The 19,206-nt window shown below is 39.4% G+C and carries 18 protein-coding genes; 8 read left to right on the forward strand and 10 right to left on the reverse strand.

What is annotated here, in order from left to right; all coding sequences use genetic code 11:
- From CHU_RS17435 to CHU_RS17445, 3 genes are all read right to left on the reverse strand, one after another.
- Positions 1-441, reverse strand: coding sequence for a MarR family winged helix-turn-helix transcriptional regulator (locus CHU_RS17435; protein WP_011586932.1), 441 nt, complete (start codon positions 439-441; stop codon positions 1-3).
- 89 nt (positions 442-530) lie between these two features.
- On the reverse strand, positions 531-869 hold the full coding sequence (locus CHU_RS17440; protein ID WP_011586933.1) for a hypothetical protein: 339 nt from the start codon (positions 867-869) through the stop codon (positions 531-533).
- 104 nt (positions 870-973) lie between these two features.
- Complete coding sequence (locus CHU_RS17445) at positions 974-1,327, reverse strand: Spx/MgsR family RNA polymerase-binding regulatory protein (RefSeq protein WP_011586934.1); 354 nt, start codon at positions 1,325-1,327, stop codon at positions 974-976.
- Between the two features lie 128 nt (positions 1,328-1,455).
- Here CHU_RS17445 and CHU_RS17450 point away from each other — a divergent pair, with 128 nt between their 5' ends.
- The 3 genes from CHU_RS17450 to CHU_RS17460 all read left to right on the forward strand — a co-directional run bounded on the left by CHU_RS17450 (position 1,456) and on the right by CHU_RS17460 (position 4,493).
- Positions 1,456-3,219, forward strand: a complete 1,764-nt coding sequence (locus CHU_RS17450; RefSeq protein ID WP_011586935.1) for an AMP-dependent synthetase/ligase — start codon at positions 1,456-1,458, stop codon at positions 3,217-3,219.
- A 101-nt stretch (positions 3,220-3,320) separates the two neighbouring features.
- Entirely contained in the window at positions 3,321-4,037 is a 717-nt protein-coding gene (locus tag CHU_RS17455) for a phytanoyl-CoA dioxygenase family protein (protein ID WP_011586936.1), read from the forward strand.
- 99 nt (positions 4,038-4,136) lie between these two features.
- Positions 4,137-4,493 carry a DUF4180 domain-containing protein gene (locus CHU_RS17460; protein ID WP_011586937.1) on the forward strand — a complete coding sequence of 119 codons (357 nt, stop codon included), beginning with the start codon at positions 4,137-4,139 and terminating at the stop codon, positions 4,491-4,493.
- A gap of 309 nt (positions 4,494-4,802) precedes the next feature.
- On the opposite strand, the gene CHU_RS17465 is transcribed toward CHU_RS17460, so the two are convergent.
- Both CHU_RS17465 and CHU_RS17470 read right to left on the reverse strand, forming a co-directional pair.
- Positions 4,803-5,144 (reverse strand): P-II family nitrogen regulator, encoded by a 342-nt coding sequence (locus tag CHU_RS17465; protein ID WP_011586938.1) that lies wholly within the window; start codon positions 5,142-5,144, stop codon positions 4,803-4,805.
- 10 nt (positions 5,145-5,154) lie between these two features.
- A complete protein-coding gene (locus CHU_RS17470) occupies positions 5,155-6,408 on the reverse strand; it encodes an ammonium transporter (RefSeq protein WP_011586939.1) in 1,254 nt (417 codons plus the stop codon).
- A gap of 336 nt (positions 6,409-6,744) precedes the next feature.
- Here CHU_RS17470 and CHU_RS17475 point away from each other — a divergent pair, with 336 nt between their 5' ends.
- Complete coding sequence (locus tag CHU_RS17475; RefSeq protein ID WP_041932821.1) at positions 6,745-7,338, forward strand: murein L,D-transpeptidase catalytic domain-containing protein; 594 nt, start codon at positions 6,745-6,747, stop codon at positions 7,336-7,338.
- Between the two features lie 68 nt (positions 7,339-7,406).
- Positions 7,407-8,054 (forward strand): hypothetical protein, encoded by a 648-nt coding sequence (locus tag CHU_RS17480; protein WP_143144133.1) that lies wholly within the window; start codon positions 7,407-7,409, stop codon positions 8,052-8,054.
- Positions 8,055-8,087: 33 nt separating this feature from the next.
- Here CHU_RS17480 and CHU_RS17485 read toward each other — a convergent pair whose 3' ends face one another.
- Together CHU_RS17485 and rho are read right to left on the reverse strand one after the other, a co-directional pair.
- Positions 8,088-10,247, reverse strand: coding sequence for a type IA DNA topoisomerase (locus CHU_RS17485; protein WP_011586942.1), 2,160 nt, complete (start codon positions 10,245-10,247; stop codon positions 8,088-8,090).
- 465 nt (positions 10,248-10,712) lie between these two features.
- Entirely contained in the window at positions 10,713-12,434 is a 1,722-nt protein-coding gene (gene rho / locus CHU_RS17490) for a transcription termination factor Rho (RefSeq protein WP_011586943.1), read from the reverse strand.
- A 307-nt stretch (positions 12,435-12,741) separates the two neighbouring features.
- Between rho and serS the strand changes: the two genes are divergently transcribed.
- On the forward strand, positions 12,742-14,013 hold the full coding sequence (gene serS, locus CHU_RS17495; RefSeq protein ID WP_011586944.1) for a serine--tRNA ligase: 1,272 nt from the start codon (positions 12,742-12,744) through the stop codon (positions 14,011-14,013).
- Positions 14,014-14,078: 65 nt separating this feature from the next.
- On the opposite strand, the gene CHU_RS17500 is transcribed toward serS, so the two are convergent.
- Positions 14,079-14,384 carry a DUF4286 family protein gene (locus tag CHU_RS17500; RefSeq protein ID WP_011586945.1) on the reverse strand — a complete coding sequence of 102 codons (306 nt, stop codon included), beginning with the start codon at positions 14,382-14,384 and terminating at the stop codon, positions 14,079-14,081.
- A gap of 158 nt (positions 14,385-14,542) precedes the next feature.
- Between CHU_RS17500 and CHU_RS17505 the strand changes: the two genes are divergently transcribed.
- A complete protein-coding gene (locus CHU_RS17505) occupies positions 14,543-15,820 on the forward strand; it encodes an MFS transporter (protein WP_011586946.1) in 1,278 nt (425 codons plus the stop codon).
- Positions 15,821-15,875: 55 nt separating this feature from the next.
- Here the strand turns inward: CHU_RS17505 and asnB are convergent, their stop codons facing one another.
- Both asnB and CHU_RS17515 read right to left on the reverse strand, forming a co-directional pair.
- Positions 15,876-17,723, reverse strand: coding sequence for an asparagine synthase (glutamine-hydrolyzing) (asnB, locus tag CHU_RS17510; protein ID WP_011586947.1), 1,848 nt, complete (start codon positions 17,721-17,723; stop codon positions 15,876-15,878).
- A 105-nt stretch (positions 17,724-17,828) separates the two neighbouring features.
- The gene (locus tag CHU_RS17515) at positions 17,829-18,593 is read right to left on the reverse strand and encodes a hypothetical protein (RefSeq protein WP_011586948.1); all 765 of its coding nucleotides are present in this window, start codon (positions 18,591-18,593) and stop codon (positions 17,829-17,831) included.
- A 209-nt stretch (positions 18,594-18,802) separates the two neighbouring features.
- On the opposite strand from CHU_RS17515, the gene CHU_RS17520 reads away from it, so the two are divergent.
- The gene (locus CHU_RS17520) at positions 18,803-19,201 is read left to right on the forward strand and encodes a hypothetical protein (RefSeq protein WP_143144134.1); all 399 of its coding nucleotides are present in this window, start codon (positions 18,803-18,805) and stop codon (positions 19,199-19,201) included.
- Positions 19,202-19,206: the final 5 nt, after the last annotated feature.

The raw sequence follows: 19,206 nt of genomic DNA on the forward strand, positions 1-19,206 counted from the left end.
TTAGGTTAGCGATGTATTTTTATTGTCTATGATGGATTGAATTTCATGCAGCACTTCGAAGAATGTATTTAATTTAGATTCAGAAACCTGTTCACGAACTTTATTATTGAAATCCAATACAAAATCTTTAGCTATTTGTCTTTTATCTTTACCAAGGGCCGTAAGGAAAATCGTCACTTTTCGTTTATCCGAGCTGTCATTGCGACGCTCAATTAATCCATCCTGTTCCATAGTATTAAATACCCTTGAAAGGCTGGTTGCTTCCATACCCAGCGCCGGCCCGATATGTGTAGCTGCTGTGCCTTTTTCAACATCAATATTCAACAGAATAAAACCTACTGCTGCAGTAGTACCATATTTTGATGCACGCTCATTATACATTCTGGAAATGGCATGCCAGGAATATTTAATGTTGAAGCAAACGGTTTCTTTGGGTTTCATATAATTATTTAACGGAAAAATTCAATAATTTGTTATGCACTCATAATAAAAATTCGGCTAAATTTTAAAAAATTATCCGAAATAAGACGTTAAGCGAAAAGAGTGCGTAGTTTAATTACCAGGAAGGTTGATACGCCTAATGCCAATGTTAAACAAATAAAATTAGCAGCCTTTTCACTTAAAAATGGCGACAATATGAAATAAATGGCTACTGAACCAAATACAGAATACAAAACAGATCTTTTTTGGAACTTGCTTTTCTCTTTTTTATGAAGGAAAATCGCCTCCTTGTTAAGTGTTTGCAGTAGCTGTTGTTCACCCATCACGCTGTTTACCAGCGCTTTTTTAATTTCAGCTTCATTCAAACCATCTCCCTTAAGTTTCAGGACAAGAGTATAAATAACGTCTGCTGTAATCGTGGGTTCCATAGGTTTTAGTTTAGTGTAATTTCTTACATAAACGGCAGAATCGGAAATAAGGTTATTCTATTTCAATAAATAATATAACTATTTCAAGCAGGAGAAAACCATATTTAAGAAAAAAGAATATCCCATTGTTCCGGGTTAAAGCCAACTACATGTTTTTTACCCATTTGTACCAACGGACGTTTTACTAACGAAGGGTTTTTTAAGATTAATTCAATAGCAGCGTTTTCGTTTGAAACGGCATTTTTTTCGTCTTCAGAGAGTTTTTTCCAGGTGGTTCCTTTTTTATTTATTACTTCTTCAATGGTCAGATCTTTTAGCCAGAAGGAAACATCTTCCTGCGTCAGATTTCCTTTTTTAAAATCATGAAATGTATAAGCAATGTGTTTAGAATCTAACCAGTGAAATGCTTTTTGCATGGTATCACAATTTTTAATTCCGAAAAGAGTTATGTTAGGCATAAAGAAATAGGTGAATGAAACTCAAAAATACAATATCACCACATTTTTCTATCATACATCCGGTATATCTTTTTAATTCAGATTATCGTATATACATTAACCGTTCAACATTCTAACCAAAAACTTACATGGCTGTTACACGTCTTTTCGATTTAATTCCGCAGCAGATTGCCAAGTATCCCAAACAAGATGCACTGGCAACCAAAGAGAATGGCACCTGGATTAGTTATTCTTCTGTGCGTGTTCAAGAAATTATTGATAAAGTAAGTATTGGCTTTATAAAATCGGGTTTACAAAAAGACGATAAAGTAGCCATTATTTCACCAAACCGTCCGGAATGGAATTTTATTGATCTGGGACTGCAACAGATAGGAGCGGTGAGTGTACCGATTTATCCGACACTTACGGTGGAAGATTACCGGTATATTTTTGATGACGCCGAAGTTAAAATGGTTTTTGTGTATGACGAACAATTATTTGCAAAAGCAACAGAAGCCGTAAACGGTTCCAGAACAAATCCTGTAATATATACCTTGCAGGATGTGAACGGAGCGAAAAGCTGGAAAGATATCACGGCACTGGCAGACGGCCAACCGGCTTCGATGCTTGATCCATATAAGGCAAATGTATTTAACGACGATCTGCTTACCTTGATTTATACGTCCGGAACTACAGGTAAGCCCAAGGGTGTTATGCTTACACATAACAATATATTAAGCAATGTACTGGCAGCGATTCCGCTGATGCCGGTTAATCACAATCATAAAGCACTTAGTTTTTTACCGTTGTGCCACGTGTATGAACGCATGTTGTGTTATCTGTACCTGTCTCAGGGGGTATCTATCTATTATGCAGAAAGTACAGATACAGTTGGCGAAAATTTAAAAGAAGTGCAGCCGCACATGTTTGTTACGGTGCCAAGGCTGCTTGAAAAAGTATACGATAAAATTGTTGCTAAGGGCGCTGAACTTACGGGCATTAAAAAATTCCTCTTCTATTGGGCACTTGAGCTGGGGTTAAAATATGATATGCAGAAAAATCAAGGCTTCTTTTATAACATTCAACTGAAGCTTGCCAATAAAATAATCTTCAGTAAATGGCGAGAAGCATTGGGTGGGAATGTGATTACCGTTGTTTCAGGCGGTGCTGCCTTACAGCCTCGTTTGGCGCGTGTTTTCTGGGCGGCGCAGATTCCGGTGATGGAAGGTTACGGTTTAACAGAGACGTCGCCGGTGATTGCCGTAAACAGATTCAATCCGGATGAAACACGAATCAGTACTGTTGGTCCGCTGTTGCCCGGAGTAGAAGTGAAGATCGCGGAAGACGGAGAAATCCTGACGCGCGGACCGCATATTATGAAAGGATACTACAAACGGCCGGATTTAACGGCCGAAGCAATTGACAGTGAAGGCTGGTTTCACACAGGAGATATCGGTCAGTTTGTAGAAAATAAATATTTAAAGATCACCGACCGTAAAAAAGAAATGTTTAAAACCTCGGGTGGTAAGTACATTGCACCGCAGCTGGTTGAAAATAAATTTAAAGAGTCGCGCTACATTGAACAAATAATGGTGATTGGTGAAGGGGAGAAATTCCCTTCTGCGATTGTGGTGCCGTCGTTTGCAGATGTAAAAAGCTGGTGTGAGATCAAAGGCATTCCGTATACGACAAACGAAGAAATGGTTTGCAATGCACAGGTGATCGAAAAATTCCAGAAAGAGTTTGACGAAATGAATGAAAACTTTGCACAGTATGAACGTGTAAAGAAATTCATTTTAATGCCAAGGCCATTTACGATAGAGAGCGGAGAAATGACACCGACATTGAAATTGAAACGTAAGATCATTATGCAGAATTGCCAGGGCCAGATAGAGAAGATGTATGCGAGGTAGGTTTTAAGTTCTACTTTATAAGTACTAAGTTTTAAGAAGAACGGTTTTGATAGAGGTCAGAGCCGTTCTTTTTTTGAAGTTAAATTATATATATTAACTAGATGAATGCAATTGCGAAGCACAAAGAAAATCTATTGCTTGATGGGTTTACGATTATAGATGATATTTATTCAGATGAAGAAGTTCAACAGATTTTAGCAGTTATTGAAAATGCAGACATGTCGAATGAAACATTTCGAAAATCATCTGACTTGTTTGCAATACGGCAATTTTTAAAAGAAATTCCTGAAGCAAAAGAATTGATCTACAATAAAAATTTAAAGAAAGTAGGTGCTGAGCTTTTTGGTACTGATTTCTTTACTGTAAAAAGCATTTATTTTGACAAACCGGAAACATCAAACTGGTATGTAGCCTATCACCAGGACTTAACCATTTCAGTAGATACAAAAATTGACTTGGCAGGTTTTGGTCCATGGACGGTTAAGCAAAATCAATTTGCTGTTCAGCCTCCGCTAGAAATTCTTAAAAATATTTTTACGATACGCATCCATCTGGATGATACAAACGAAGAAAATGGTGCGTTGAAAGTTGTACCCGGTTCACATGCAAAAAATATTTACAGACCCGAAACCATTGATTGGTCAGTAGAAAAAGAAATTAGCTGTAATGTAAAGAAAGGTGGCATTATGATCATGAAGCCTTTATTGCTGCATAGTTCAGGAAGAACCACCAATAATAAAAAGCGACGTGTGATTCATATAGAATTTTCGAATCAGGAATTACCTGTTGAGTTAAACTGGGCAGAACGCTTGAATTAGAATCGTAACGTGAAATTAAACAGTTCTTTGGAATTTGTATTCCGCGGCGAACCGGAGACAAAATAAAACAGGATTTTTAATCCTAACAGGTTAGTAGTAATGAACATTCACATCCATCCATCTTCCACCACAGAAATAGCAGAAGTACTTTCTGGAAGTATTGTTATTTCTACGATTGAAGATGCGTTGAATCTAATGGCCGATATTTACTATCAAGGCTATGACGCAATCATTCTCCACGAAAAGAACATCACTCCGGCTTTCTTTGATCTGAAAACAGGAATCGCCGGTGAGATTCTGCAGAAGTTTTCGAACTACCGCATGCGTCTGGCTATTGTTGGTGATTTCGTAAAATATAACAGTAAAAGCTTCAATGATTTTGTATTTGAAAGCAATAAGAATAAGCAGATTAATTTTGTTGAGTCGTTAGAGGAGGCGATTGAGCGGCTGGGGTGAGTATACAAGTTGTTGGTGACTCTGCGTGGTCTTTCGTACATTATCGTACATTTGCTCTGGCAGAAACACCAACAACGGCGAAGTTGAGCGTTTGATGTAAATTATTATAAAATATGCAGTCAAAGACAGGTGCGAGAAGCAGCAGCCTTTCTTTATATTAAGTTCTACTCGCTTCATTGCCGTTCCTTTCAAGGAATGGGTTTGATTGTTGACGAGTAGAAATAAAAAGCCTCCAAAGAATAATCTCCGGAGGCTTCCTATCATACTGACCACTGTCCGCCGCGGCGCAACTGACAACTGATTACTAACTTACCTTATCGCATCATCACCTCTTGTCCTCGTACGCATGCGAATTGCATCGAGTACATCGTAGACAAATATTTTTCCGTCACCGACTTTTCCTTCGGAGCCTGTTTCAATAATTACATCGATACACTTTTCAAGATTCTCATCACTCACCACACAAATGATCATGACTTTTGATAAGAGTACAATCGACTTTTCTGTACCTCTGTATATTTCCGGAAAGCCCTGCTGCAAGCCAACGCCCTTTACAGGCACAACAGTCATACACGGAATACCTATTTTAATTAAACCTGCCTGTATTGCCTTCAGTTTTGAAGGTTTTACAATTGCTTCAATTTTTTTCATCTATATAAATTTATTCGATGGTTGTATATGCTTCAATACCAAACTCAACTGCGTCTGTGCCGGCAAGCTCTTCGCGTTCACCCAGACGGATGCCGGTTGTTTTCTTTAAAACGATAAACACGAGATACGTTACTGCAAAAGAACATACGGCAATTACTGTTACTCCTAATGTCTGCACACCTAATAAGTGGGCATCACCTGTGGTGAATAAACCACCTTTTGTTGCAAACAAACCAACCGCAACGGTTCCGAAGAAGCCGTTCACACCGTGAACCGCAACAGCACCCACTGGATCGTCCACTTTCATTTTATCAATCGCAACAACGGCTACGTCAATTAAAATACCTGCAATCAAACCAATAATAATCGCGGAGTTCGCACTAACCACATTACAGCCGGCTGTAATAGCAACAAGACCTGCAAGCACACCATTGATTACCATAGTAATGTCAATGCGTTTGTAACGCAGGAAGGTATACACCATGGTGGAGATACCACCCATTGCTGAAGACAGGAATGTATTGGTTGCAACGCTGCCGATCAGTTCCCACTTGCCTACGGCACCTAAGGTTGAGCCCGGATTAAAACCGAACCAGCCGAACCAAAGAATAAATGCACCAACGGCAGATAACGTTAAGTTGTGACCCGGAATCGGGTTGATGGAACCATCGGCATTGTATTTACCGATCCGCGGACCAAGCACGATCGCTGCTGCAAGGCCTGCAAAGCCGCCCATAGCGTGTACTGCAGCAGAACCTGCAAAATCATTAAAGCCCAGCTGAGCCAGCCAGCCATTCGGGTTCCATACCCAGTTGGCTGCAAGCGGATACATACATGCACAGAAAAACAGCACAAAGAAGGCATACGCCCAGATCTTTATACGTTCAGCAACGGCACCTGATACAATGGAGATAGCCGCGATAGCAAAACCCATCTGTATGAACCAGAATAATTTATTTGACACGGTAAGGCCCAGGCCCATATCGCCTTCCGGAATACCAAAACCAAAGGCCCACCAGCCGTTTGATGCGCCGTAGGCAATTCCAAAACCGACCGCGTAAAACGCAATACCACCGAACATGATGTCGATCATTACTTTGGCAATAATACTAATGGCATTTTTAGATCGCACAAATCCGGATTCAAGTAGGGCGAAGCCGCCTTCCATCTGAAAGATCAGTGCAGCACAAATGGCTACCCAAACCGTATCTACGGCATGGGTGAGCTCTGCTTGCTGTGCAGCAAGCTCAGTAATTTCGTTCATTTTTAGATTAAAGAATAAAGGGTTAGTGAATATACCGGTTAAATATATTCGCGGGCAAAACTGTTAAAATATTCATTGATAAAAAAGAAAATGTACATAAAAATTGAAAATATGGCTCATTTTTAAACCTTATTTTAAAAAATAAGACTGAATTTATGGATACGGCATTCTGAATTAAGCCCAATCTCATTTTTATTACTATTTCCGATGTTAAATCATAAACGGTTAGCAGAAGCGCAGAAAAGAATTTTTTCAGAACCTGTATCTTTTGGTTTATTTCGCATTATGAACAGATACAAGTCCGATTTTCGTTTAATAATAACCAACCATCTGTTCATGCTGCGTCTATTTATTCCCTTTTGCATGTTATTGCTTGCTACATGTGCGAGTAATGAAAAGAAAAATACCGTTTATGAGAAAATTGACAGTGCTAAAATTGCCGAAGCATTCAAATTCTGTAAAAAAAATGGCTATGATACAACAACCGCTTTTTTTGTAGACATGAGTATACATTCCGGCAGGAACCGTTTTTTTGTATGGGATTTCGCGAAGAAAAAAGTATTGTATGAAGGATTGTGCTGCCACGGAATGGGAAAGGAGAGTACAGGTTCTACACCGGTATTCAGTAATGAGAGCGGAAGTTACTGCACGTCTTTAGGGAAATATAAAATTGGTATCCGGTCATACAGCCAGTGGGGCATACATGTACATTATAAAATGCACGGACTGGAGTCAACAAATTCAAATGCCTTTAACCGCATCGTTGTGCTGCATTCCTATAGTCTGGTATCAAATACCGAGATCTATCCCCGCCATCTTCCTATGGGTTATAGCCTGGGTTGTCCGGTTGTGTGCGATGATCTGATGACGCATTTAGATGTGTTGTTAAAAAAGAAAACAAAGCCGACGTTGTTGTGGATTTATAAGTAGGCGCTAACGTTTTTCTTATGGATTAAAAAATGTTTCATACTTTTATACGCTACAGACAACTCCGGCTGATGAAATATTTTCTTTTAATAAACACGTTATTCCTATCCGCATTATCCGTCTTTTCTCAAAATTCAGGATATACCTATATGCCCTTTGGATATAGGACCTCTTACGAGCCTGGTTATTATTACACAACGGAAGGGGAAAAAATTTCCGGCTTAATAAAATGGGAATGCTCGGGCTATTTACGGGAAACAGGAGCAAATTACATTTTGTTCAGGCCTGTCGCCGGAGAAAAGAAAGTCCGGTTAACAACCAAACAGGTAAACGCCTTTGTTGTAGGGCAGGATAGCTTTGGAATAATCAAATCGGTTGCACGTTCAGGCATGACACAATATGATAAAGATTTTGCACGCATAGTTGTAACAGGCTATATAACACTATATAGCCATTGTCAGGAAACCAAAGCGGGTGGTGCCGGTTATGGCGCCGGTGTTGGTCTTCCCGGAATGACGTCGACCGGCATAGAGTGCTTTTATTTTATCAAAAAAGACGATGTTCTGTACCGGTTAAAACGAAAAGATTTTAAAGATACAGCAGTTGTTTTGTTTGGGGATAATACAACGTTGATGAACGAAATTAATAATGGCGTAACGACTTTCGACAATATTGAACGTGTTGTAGCTGAATATAATACCTGGAAGGTAGCAAAATGATTATTAAACAGAATCGCATTAACTACAAAAATATTACTCCAGCTCTAAGTTAAAATTACCGCTCATCACCAGTTTGCCTTCCACTTCTTTCTCTGTGCCGGGCATTACGAAACCTTTCATTTTGGCTGTCTTGCCTTTGCTCAGCAAATCAAAAATGTTTTTATCGCTGAGTTTTTTACCCAGCATTACAAACGGAATTTTAAATCCGCATTGCTGAAAATTTGAACAGCCGTAAGCAGTATTTCCTTTTTTCAGCAGATATTCTTTACACTTAGGGCATTTTAATGTTTCAATGGAAACCTCTTCCTTAATCTTTTTTTCTTTTGCTTCCTTTGTCTTACCTTCTTTGCTGCCGGTTGCCGGTTCTTTCGGGGCAGACCTGGCCGGTGCTTTGGATTTCTCCGGTGCAATGTAGATTGCTTTGTAGGAATTGCTTTTAACTTCTTTGGTAATCTCGGTAACCATATCAATTAACTCCTGCTTGAAGGTTTCGAGCTGATATTCGCCTTTCTCCATCAGGCGCAGCTTGCGTTCCCAGTTGCCGGTCAGTTCAGCGCTCTTCAATAATTCAGAGTGGATGCAATCGATCAGATCCATGCCCGTTTGCGTAGCAAAAATATTTTTCTTTTTACGTTCTATGTATTTCCGTCTGAAAAGTGTTTCAATAATATTGGCGCGTGTTGACGGGCGGCCGATACCGTTGTCCTTTAACAGTTCACGCATCTCTTCGTCTTCAACCTGTTTGCCTGCTGTTTCCATAGCACGCAGCAGCGTTGCTTCAGTGTATGCTTTCGGCGGAGACGTTTTCCCTTGATGTACTTTGGGCTCGTGCGGTCCGGTTTCGCCTACGGTAAAGTTGGGCATTACTTTTTCTTCGTCGCCTTCTTCTTTCTTTTCCGTTTTATCGTTTGCATAGACTTCTTTCCAGCCTGCTTCAATGATCTGCTTTCCCGTAGCTTTAAACTCTACCTGCCCCACAGTGCCTAATACCGTTGTGTTGGACACTTTACATTCCGGATAGAATACAGCAATAAAACGGCGTGCGATTAAATCATAAATACGTTTTTCCTCAATCTGTAAATTCGGAGACGGGGTAACACCCGTAGGAATAATGGCGTGGTGATCCGTAACTTTTTTATCGTCAAAAACAGCCTTTGATTTCGGAATTGGTTTGGCCAGAACCGGAGCCGTTAAATGACTGTAAATGGTTAAGTCTTCTAAAATGCCTTTCACTTTTGGGTACAGATCTTCAGAAAGGTACGTGGTATCTACTCTTGGATAGGTGACAAACTTTTTTTCGTATAAGGTCTGTACATATTTCAACGTGTCTTCAGCCGAATAACCGAATTTTTTATTTGCTTCAACCTGAAGTAACGTAAGATCAAAAAGTTTTGGATTTCCTTCTTTGCCTTCTTTAATTTCGAAGGATGTAACTACAAACGGATGTCCTTTTAAATACTCAAGTCCTTTGTTTGCTTTGTCGAGCGACTTTAAACGCTCAATGGTAGCGGTGAATTCCGTTTCACGGTAGGTGGTTTTTAACTCCCAGTACTCTTCTGAAACGAAGGCGTCTATTTCCTTCTGCCGCGCTACGATCATTGCCAGCGTAGGTGTCTGCACACGGCCTATAGACAGAACAATTTTGCCCTGGCCGAATTTTTTAGTGAACAGACGCGTAGCATTCATACCCAGCAGCCAATCGCCGATGGCACGGGCACTGCCTGCGGCATATAAATTATTATATTGGTCCGCTTCTTTTAATTTTGTAAAACCTTCTTTAATCGCTTCGGTTGTTAACGACGAGATCCATAATCGCTTTACCGGTACGGCACATTTTGCTTTCAGCAAGACCCAGCGCTGAATCAGTTCTCCTTCCTGTCCGGCATCACCACAATTTATAACTTCGTCGCAGGCATTTACCAGTTTTTGAATTACGTTAAATTGTTTTTTAACGCCTGAATTGTCGATCAGTTTAATACCGAAACTAGGGGGGATCATAGGAAGATCTTCCAGGCGCCACATCTTCCACCTGTCCAGATAATCATGTGGTTCTTTCAGGGTACAAAAATGCCCGAATGTCCACGTTACCTGATATCCATTACCTTCCCAATAGCCATCGTTGCGCTTTTTAGCACCAAGTACTTCAGCGATATCTTTGGCAACACTAGGTTTTTCGGCAATGCAAAGCTTCATAAAAAGGTTTTATAATTTAAACCGTCCGTCACATAAATGTGATGGCAATGAAGCGCCGCAAAGATATAATTAAGAAACGCCGCGCTTCATTGACGTTGGCTTTAGCCAACGGCTAATAATGATTTTGTGTTATAACAAAAATAAAAAGTTTGAGTAGAGTCTAATCTATGTGTGAATAAGTATAAGTAAAAAAGTATAGTGGGAATGAATAAGTGGTTGGTAGTTTAAGTGAAATAATTATTTGTGTACATTTTGATAGTTGAGCCACTTAAACGTACCGAACCACGGCGTATTTTCAGTCGATCGAAGAATATGCCGTGGTTAAGTACGTTTAAGCAAGTACACAAAACTATATGATTGTATCTTAATTTTCGTAAACTACCAACCACCTAGTCTTGTTATTATAAAACAAAAAATGCCCCACTCTTCAGCAGGGCATTTTTAATTATTTAAGAAGAGACTTGATTACCCATTCATGGAGATCAAAAACTCATCGTTGTTTTTCGTTTTAGACATTCTGTCGATTAAGAAATCCATCGCTTCGATCGAGTTCATATCAGACATGTATTTACGCAGGATCCAGATACGGGAAAGCGCATCTTTATCAATCAATAAGTCTTCTCTGCGTGTACCGGATGCAGGTACATCAATAGCAGGATAAATACGTTTGTTTGCCAGTTTACGATCCAATTGAAGTTCCATGTTACCTGTACCTTTGAATTCTTCAAAGATAACTTCGTCCATTTTAGAACCTGTTTCGATCAATGCTGTAGCGATGATGGTTAGAGAGCCGCCGTTTTCAACGTTACGTGCTGCACCGAAGAATTTTTTCGGTTTGTGTAAGGCATTGGCATCTACACCACCTGAAAGTATTTTACCGGATGAAGGAACTACGGTATTATAGGCTCTGGCTAAACGCGTAATTGAATCTAACAAAACAACTACATCGTGACCACATTCAACCATACGTTTTGCTTTTTCAAGCACCATGCTGGCAACCTTTACGTGGCGATCAGCTTGTTCATCAAATGTAGACGAAATAACTTCTGCTTTAACACTACGTGCGATATCAGTAACTTCTTCCGGACGTTCGTCGATCAATAAAATAATTAAATGAACTTCAGGATGATTTGCTGCAATAGCATTTGCAATTTCCTTTAACAAAACCGTTTTACCTGTCTTAGGCTGTGCCACGATCATGCCGCGCTGCCCTTTACCAATCGGTGCGAACATATCCAGGATACGTGTAGACAATTGATTATGCGTAGTAGACAAGTTTAAACGTTCCTGAGGAAAAATCGGTGTTAAGAACTCAAACGGTATACGGTCACGGATCTGCTCCGTTGTTTTTCCGTTTACGGTATCAACTTTTAATAAAGCGAAATATTTTTCACCTTCTTTTGGAGGGCGGATCTGGCCAACAATTGTATCACCTGTTTTCAAACCGAATAATTTGATCTGAGAAGGTGAAACATAGATATCATCCGGGCTAGCCATGAAGTTGTAATCCGGAGAACGTAAAAAACCATATCCTTCAGAAATGATTTCCAATACACCTGAGTTAACAATAACACCATCAAATTCTTTTACAGAATATTGCTGGTTTGCTGTCTGTCTCATCGGACGTTCAGCTGATTCTGATCTTGGTTCTCTGTCTTCAGAAACACGCGACGGACGTTCTTCATATGAACGCGGCTGGCGCTCTTCATAATTAGTTCTTGGTGCACGTTCTTCAAAATTGCTGCGTGCAGGCCGTTCTTCTGAATAAGATCTTGGTGCACGCTCAAGCGGAACTTCTTCTGCCGGTACAATGGATTGACGTTCTCTTCTGCCCGCTATTGCAGGTCTGGGAGCAGCTTCAGGTGCAGGCGAAGATATGTATGTATTGTCTTCTGCAGTTTCAGCGGCTTTTACGTTAATACGTTTTGCGCGTGGACTGCGATTGTGGTTTTCTTCTTCTGTAACTTCTGAAAATTCTGTTGTTTCTGCTGGTGTTGAAAAAGTAGAAGCGGTTGATACTTCTTTTCTTACGGCTGTTGCAATGGATGGATTTAGAGCTTGTTGGTCGAGTATTTTGTAAACCAGTTCTTTCTTTTGTAATTTTTTAAAATTGGGAACATTCATTTTTTCAGCTATAACTCGTAGTTCAGATAATAGCTTTAAATCTAATTCTTCAATGTTGTACATAAATGTGTGCTAATGTAATTGAAATCTTAAGCAAGGTGGGTTTTGTGAAATTCGTAGTATACACAGTTAGCATGCGAAACCTGATATTCAAACAATAATACGTTGGGTATTGGTAATTTAAATTAGGTGAGCAGCAGAAAATTGTGGCTGTTTACGATTTTGATGTTACAAGTATATAGGAAGTTCTACTCATTGTCAAGGGTAAGTAAGAAAACCTTCAAACTTTATTGAAAAAAATTGATTCCTAATAAGCGGTATTTCTTGTAACTTGCGTTTCTGTTACCTAATCCAATAATTTAGAACAAACATGTTGCAAATCAATTATATCCGTGAGAATAAAGCCTTGGTAGTGGAAGGGCTTAAAAAGAAGTATTTTGCTGATGCGGAACAAAAAGTAGAAGAAATCATCAAAATCGACCAAAGCAGACGCGAAACGCAACATTCGTTGGATTTTTTACAATCAGAAGCAAACCAAAAGGCTAAAGCAATTGGTGAACTGATGAAGCAGGGCAAAAAAGAAGAAGCTGAAAAAGAAAAGGCTGCTGCAACAGACCTGAGAAATAAAACAAAAGAACTGCAGGATTTTCTGACTGAAAAGGAAGAAGAACTTCAGAATGTATTAGTAAAGCTGCCAAACCTTCCGCACGCAAGTGTACCGGTTGGGCGTACGCCGGAAGAAAATATTACCATTTATTCCAGTGGTGAAATACCAGTACTGCATGCTGATGCACAGCCGCATTGGGAACTGATCAAAAAATACGACATCATAGATTTTGACCTGGGCAATAAAATTACCGGTGCAGGATTTCCTGTTTATAAAAACAAAGGCGCACGGTTACAGCGCGCGTTGATTAACTTTTTCCTGGATGAAGCAGGCAAAAGCGGCTATACAGAAGTACAACCGCCTATTATGGTGAACGAAGCTTCTGCGTATGCTACGGGCCAGTTACCGGATAAAGACGGACAGATGTATTATGCCAGCGAAGATAAATTTTATTTAATACCAACAGCCGAGGTGCCTATTACAAATATGTACCGCGACATGATTATTAAAGAAGAGGATCTTCCGATTAAAAATACCGGTTACACGCCTTGCTTCAGAAGAGAAGCGGGATCCTGGGGAGCAGATGTACGCGGCCTGAACCGCCTGCATCAGTTTGATAAAGTTGAATTGGTACAGATTGCAACACCGGAAACATCGTATGCAATTTTAGAAGAAATGAAAAAACATGTACAAGGCTTACTGGAAAAACTGGAACTGCCTTACCGAATCCTGCATTTATGCGGCGGAGATATGAGCTTTACATCTGCCTTAACGTTTGACTTTGAAGTATATTCAGCAGCGCAGAAGCGCTGGCTGGAAGTAAGTTCAGTAAGTAATTTTGAAAACTACCAGGCAAACCGTTTAAAGCTGCGCTATAAAACAGACGGAAAAACACAGCTGCTGCATACCTTAAACGGCAGTGCGTTAGCGCTTCCGCGTATTGTTGCTTCTATACTGGAAAACAATCAGACACCGGAAGGAATCCGTATTCCGAAAGTATTGCAGGCATATACCGGCTTTGATATGATCAAGTAATCATAAAAGAATAAGGCTTGTGAAGAAAACCAATTCTCCACAAGCCTTATTTATATAGGTTCTGATTATATAACAACATCCAGCATGGTCTGGAAGTATACTGCGTTGGCACCGAACCGCATGGAGAGTTCTTCCATGGCTTTAAATTCATATTCAACCAGAAATTTTTCAAGGTGTGTATCTTTTTCAAAAAACAACTGCAGGCTATACGTACTGCCGTTATTCTCATCTTCATAGCGCAATTTCATCAAATGATGTTTGTGAACATAACCTGAATCAAGCGCCAGAGTGAAATAAACGTCACGCGCCCATTGGAGCCAGGCAGCTTCAACGGCAGTGTCTAAATTGAAAGTTGTATTGAATAATATCATACCTGCGAATTAATACATTCAAGCCAAAAATAAAAATTATTACAGAGGCATTTTATTCAAAAATTAAAATTGTAAATTAAATGCGAACTAAAGCATGCTCAATTGCGTAACTAATTTTTGACGATTTGATACAACTGATCTAAAAGTATTATTAAAACATGTATAGCAATAGCAATACTACCATTAATTACACGAAAGTCTTTTTAGTGCTTTCCACCCTGTTCTTCATGTGGGGTTTAATAACAGTGCTTAATATTTCCTTAATAGAAGAATTAAGAGATGTCTTTCAATTAAGTTTTGAAGAATCATTAAGTATAAACCTGGCTTTGTACGGCACGTATTTTATTATTGCTCTGCCAGCCGGCTGGGTAATAAATAAAGTAGGCTTTAGAAAAGGCATTATTATTGGAGCCGGCTTAGCCAGTTTCGGTTGCTTTTTGTTTTATCCGGCAGCCGCTTCCAGTTCATTTGTAAAATTATTACTTGCACTGTTTGTACTTGGTTCGGGCTTTACATTTTTACAGGTAGCCGCAAACCCATATGTTGCCTTGCTGGGTATGCGCGGCAAAGGAGCTGCTAAACTTTCATTTATTCAGGCATTCAATTCTTTTGGAACATTTCTGGCGCCATTACTGGCAGGCGGTTTGTTTTTATCGATAGCCGGGCTTAAACCAACAAGTTTTGCAACCATGGCTCCGGAAGAACTGATGCAGCATAAAATATTACTGGTACAGATGCCGTATCTGTTATTCGGCTCTATCTGGTTTTTATTGATGCTAATTGTTACGTTATCAGAATTACCTAGAATAAATATGCAGGATCAGCCGCCGCTGATACGCAACAATGAAAAAGAACCAAGAAAATTTTTGTTGCAGTATCCTCAGGTAGTAAACGGAGCAATCACCTTGTTTTTATATGTAGGCGCTGAAGTATCGCTGGCATATTACATATCTATGAAAAGTGAAACGTTAATCCCGTACTACTGGGGTTGCGCGCTGTTAGGCAGGTTCATTGGTGCAGGATTGCTTTTCGTTGCAACAAGCCCGCGTAAAATGATGAAATTTTCAGGTTCTGTAGCGTTATTCCTATTGCTGGTTTACATGATCATCAACAATGATGATAAGTATATCGTAAACATGAATCAGGAAACAGATCCGGCTTTGTACTTACTTGTTTTAATCGGCTTGTGTAATTCGGTTATCTGGCCAACGGTATTTACCATGGGTATTGATGGTATGGGCAAATACTCCATTAATGCCAGTGCATTATTAGTTATGTCGGTATTCGGTGGTGCGGTTATACCGTTCATCTTTATTTATCTGTTAACAGATTACTCCATTATATCGGCATTCCCGATCTTGCTTATTGCGTATGGGTTTTTGATCTGGTTTGGATCGAAAGGATCCATCTATGAAAAGAAAAACAATTTCTATTGATTTACGTAAAGCAATAAAAATAAAAGGGGTTGAACGTATGCGCGTTCAACCCCTTTTATTTTGCTACCATGTACTGTTCATACCAGAGCTGGAAAATCACAAGCGACCATAAACGTTTACCATGGTAATAGTGACCGGAACGGAATGACGCAATCAACTTCTGAATTTCTTGGGCATTAAAAATCCCCTGCGCACTAATTCTTGCCGGATCTAAATAATGATCGATGAGATACGTATGAGATCTTTTAAGCCACTCTTCAGAAGGTGCAGAAAAGCCCCATTTGGTGCGGTAGATCAACGATTGAGGAATATATTTTTCAAGCGCTTTTTTAAGAATGTATTTTTGTGTGCCGTTGTTGATTTTTAATTCCAGCGGCAGATTAACCGCAAATTCCACGAGATTATAATCAAGAAACGGGCAACGCACTTCTAAGCCATGCCGCATAGATGCGATGTCCATTTTGTACATCAGATCATCTGCGAGGTAATGCTGTATGTCAAAAAAAGAAACAGCCTGTTCGTTATTGAGAGAAATTTTTTCCAGAGATTCCCAATAAGGAATGGTTGTTTCATGCGTATATCTGTAATTCAATAATTTTCCGATCTCTTGCTGGGTAAACATTTGCTGTTCCTGCGACCAAAGATTTATATAAGGATGTTTATCTGCCCAGCCTTCAAACAAACGGGATTTGATTGCAGGTTTTCCTCCAAACATTTTAAATATGTTTCCGGCAAGTTTGAGAGATGCTTTACCGCCAATCCGTTTTAAGGTTTCAATGCGGTTATACCAGTAATAGGTATTATAACCCATGAATAATTCATCGGCACCATCGCCGGTCAATGCAACAGTTGTATGCTGGCGGCTTACCTTTGAGATCAGCAGGCTTGGCAATACAGAAGAAACCGCAAAGGGTTCATCATAAAATTCTATGGCATCTTTCAGAACAGAAAAAACATCTTCTGCCGGCAGCCGGTATTCGTGGTGATTTGTTTTTAATAGTTCAGAAACCTTTTTTGCGTAAGCACTTTCATCATATTGTTTCTCATCAAAACCAATGGTAAATGTTTCGACAGGCAGCGTACTGTTTTCCTGAAATTTGGAAACCACCAGCGAAGAGTCAACGCCACCGCTCAAAAACGCACCAATAGGCACATCACTGATCATACGGGATTTCACCGCATCTGAAAGGAGGTGATGAAATTCCTCCAGGCCTTCTTTTTCTTTTAACGGTTTCGGATCGTATTTTTCACGAATGTCGTAAAAAGCTTTTACCGCGACACGTACACCATCAGTAACTTCCAGGTAACAGCCATTCGTTAGCTTTTTAATGTTTTGAAAAATGGTATTTGGTTTGGGAATGTATTCAAGGAATAAATAATCAGCAAGCGCTTCGCTGTTGATCAGTCGCGGAATCGGTAATTCAAGCAGCGATTTTATTTCAGATGCAAAACCAAAGCCGTCTGGTCCGTCGTAATAACAAACCGGTTTAATTCCGAAGCGATCACGTAACAGCGTTAATTTTTTTTCATATGTATCCCATATTGCAATGGCAAACATCCCGTTGAATTCCTGAAAGGCTGCAGGGCCTTGCAAGGCAAACAGTTCGAGAATAACTTCCGTATCACTCGTTGTATCTGTTGGAATAGCATATTTAACGGCAAGTTCTTTGTAATTGAATACTTCTCCGTTGAAGACCATCACATAGCGTTTGTCTTTAGAGAAGAACGGCTGATTAGCCGCAACAGACAGATCCAGTATACTTAAACGGCGGTGGCCTAAGTGAACAGATTCATTTATATAAAAACCTTCCGCATCCGGTCCCCGGTGCTGAAGCCTGCGAGTCATGCTGTGAAGTTCATCCGAACCCCATTTAATAGAAATAAAACCAGTAATTCCGCACATAGAATACAAAGTAAATGACTAAGCAACAAAAACCAAGCTTTGCTGTTGTATAAATAATAAACGGAATGAAATGAGTAACGGTTTGTACAAGTAAGTAAAATCGTTTTAGTATAAACGGTCTTCCAATTCGAATGGAAGCGTGTACGTCATGCGCTCAATTCCAATGCTGTATGGAATGATCGTAAACTCGCCATTTAAATACCAGTATATCTGTTTGGAAATTTTTGACTCAGATGCATAAAAAGTTTCATCTGTAAAATGCACTAAAAACTGCATGCCTACTTCCAGAGAAATATCATCCTCAATAGTTTTGCAGATAAAGGTATCTTTGTCGGGAAGCGCTACCAATGCACCATGCGTACCCTGTAAAGCCGGATATTCTTCCAGATACAAAACAGCAGACGTTTTAAATGCATCATCGCCGGTTAATGTGAGCATACCCGCTTGAGGATGACCTTCATAAGGAACAACAACACGGTGATAGGTTTCCTGAATATTTTTTAATGCGCGTTCATATAATTCTTCTTCTGTTTTATCCCAATCAGCAGCATTGGCACGAACCAGATGTTCAATGGAAGCCGGATAGTCTAATACAATTATTGTTATGGTGTCATCCAGACTTTCGCGTACGAAAAACGCATCTTCAGGAAATGATTCGAGGCTGGATTTATTAAGTATTCTCAGCGATAAGTAACGGGCAAAAGCTTCGTATCCTTCCTCTTCTTCAACGGCAGATTTAAACACATAAGGAGTTTCAGGCTGCTGCGGTTCAACAGTATTTTCTATAGCAGCACGTTCAGTAGAAGAAACGGGATCCGTTTCTTTTGTTGAATAAATAAACCCTAAATATTTTTTTAAAAACCCTTTCATTTACCAGTTGAATACGGATACAAAGATACGATACAATGAATAAAATCAGATATTTAACAGCAAGAGTTATTCAACGGTTTGCCAACACAACATGAACAGGTATTACATACTGACTATCAGAATGCTGTGAATCATCTATGTAACCTTTGCCTGAATAATACATTAAAATATTGTGTTTTATTGCTGTACCTTTGTTAAAAGAACCGTTTATGAAAGATCAGATTTTAGAGCATTGGGATATTAACTACTTAGTATCATTTTTATACATATTTCTGGCAGAATCAGATTTTGTCATCAGCAAAGAAGAAGCCGGGATATTAAATGAAAGTCTGCACGACACATTGGTAAATGTGTTTTTTAAAACGGAAGAACAAAAGGATGCTATTTTGAAAGAAGTAAATGCATATACGCACGCACTTTCAGAAGATCAAAAGATGGATCTGATAGAAGAGCTGACACGTAAAATTGACATTTCATTTGATGTGTATGAGTTGATTGTACAGGAGTTAAATAAAATTGCAAAAAGCGATAAATACATTTCTGTTGAAGAGCATTCACTGATGTATTTTATCCGCTTAAAACTGAATAAGGATTACAACGATAATTAATAACT

The organism is Cytophaga hutchinsonii ATCC 33406, assembly GCF_000014145.1.
Lineage (GTDB): Bacteria > Bacteroidota > Bacteroidia > Cytophagales > Cytophagaceae > Cytophaga > Cytophaga hutchinsonii.

Bases quoted from the DNA above. Each gene is read 5' to 3' on its own strand.
- CHU_RS17435 (WP_011586932.1), bottom strand. From the start codon at position 441: ATGAAACCCAAAGAAACCGTTTGCTTCAACATTAAATATTCCTGGCAT.
- CHU_RS17440 (WP_011586933.1), bottom strand. From the start codon at position 869: ATGGAACCCACGATTACAGCAGACGTTATTTATACTCTTGTCCTGAAA.
- CHU_RS17445 (WP_011586934.1), bottom strand. From the start codon at position 1,327: ATGCCTAACATAACTCTTTTCGGAATTAAAAATTGTGATACCATGCAA.
- CHU_RS17450 (WP_011586935.1), top strand. From the start codon at position 1,456: ATGGCTGTTACACGTCTTTTCGATTTAATTCCGCAGCAGATTGCCAAG.
- CHU_RS17455 (WP_011586936.1), top strand. From the start codon at position 3,321: ATGAATGCAATTGCGAAGCACAAAGAAAATCTATTGCTTGATGGGTTT.
- CHU_RS17460 (WP_011586937.1), top strand. From the start codon at position 4,137: ATGAACATTCACATCCATCCATCTTCCACCACAGAAATAGCAGAAGTA.
- CHU_RS17465 (WP_011586938.1), bottom strand. From the start codon at position 5,144: ATGAAAAAAATTGAAGCAATTGTAAAACCTTCAAAACTGAAGGCAATA.
- CHU_RS17470 (WP_011586939.1), bottom strand. From the start codon at position 6,408: ATGAACGAAATTACTGAGCTTGCTGCACAGCAAGCAGAGCTCACCCAT.
- CHU_RS17475 (WP_041932821.1), top strand. From the start codon at position 6,745: ATGCTGCGTCTATTTATTCCCTTTTGCATGTTATTGCTTGCTACATGT.
- CHU_RS17480 (WP_143144133.1), top strand. From the start codon at position 7,407: ATGAAATATTTTCTTTTAATAAACACGTTATTCCTATCCGCATTATCC.
- CHU_RS17485 (WP_011586942.1), bottom strand. From the start codon at position 10,247: ATGAAGCTTTGCATTGCCGAAAAACCTAGTGTTGCCAAAGATATCGCT.
- rho (WP_011586943.1), bottom strand. From the start codon at position 12,434: ATGTACAACATTGAAGAATTAGATTTAAAGCTATTATCTGAACTACGA.
- serS (WP_011586944.1), top strand. From the start codon at position 12,742: ATGTTGCAAATCAATTATATCCGTGAGAATAAAGCCTTGGTAGTGGAA.
- CHU_RS17500 (WP_011586945.1), bottom strand. From the start codon at position 14,384: ATGATATTATTCAATACAACTTTCAATTTAGACACTGCCGTTGAAGCT.
- CHU_RS17505 (WP_011586946.1), top strand. From the start codon at position 14,543: ATGTATAGCAATAGCAATACTACCATTAATTACACGAAAGTCTTTTTA.
- asnB (WP_011586947.1), bottom strand. From the start codon at position 17,723: ATGTGCGGAATTACTGGTTTTATTTCTATTAAATGGGGTTCGGATGAA.
- CHU_RS17515 (WP_011586948.1), bottom strand. From the start codon at position 18,593: ATGAAAGGGTTTTTAAAAAAATATTTAGGGTTTATTTATTCAACAAAA.
- CHU_RS17520 (WP_143144134.1), top strand. From the start codon at position 18,803: ATGAAAGATCAGATTTTAGAGCATTGGGATATTAACTACTTAGTATCA.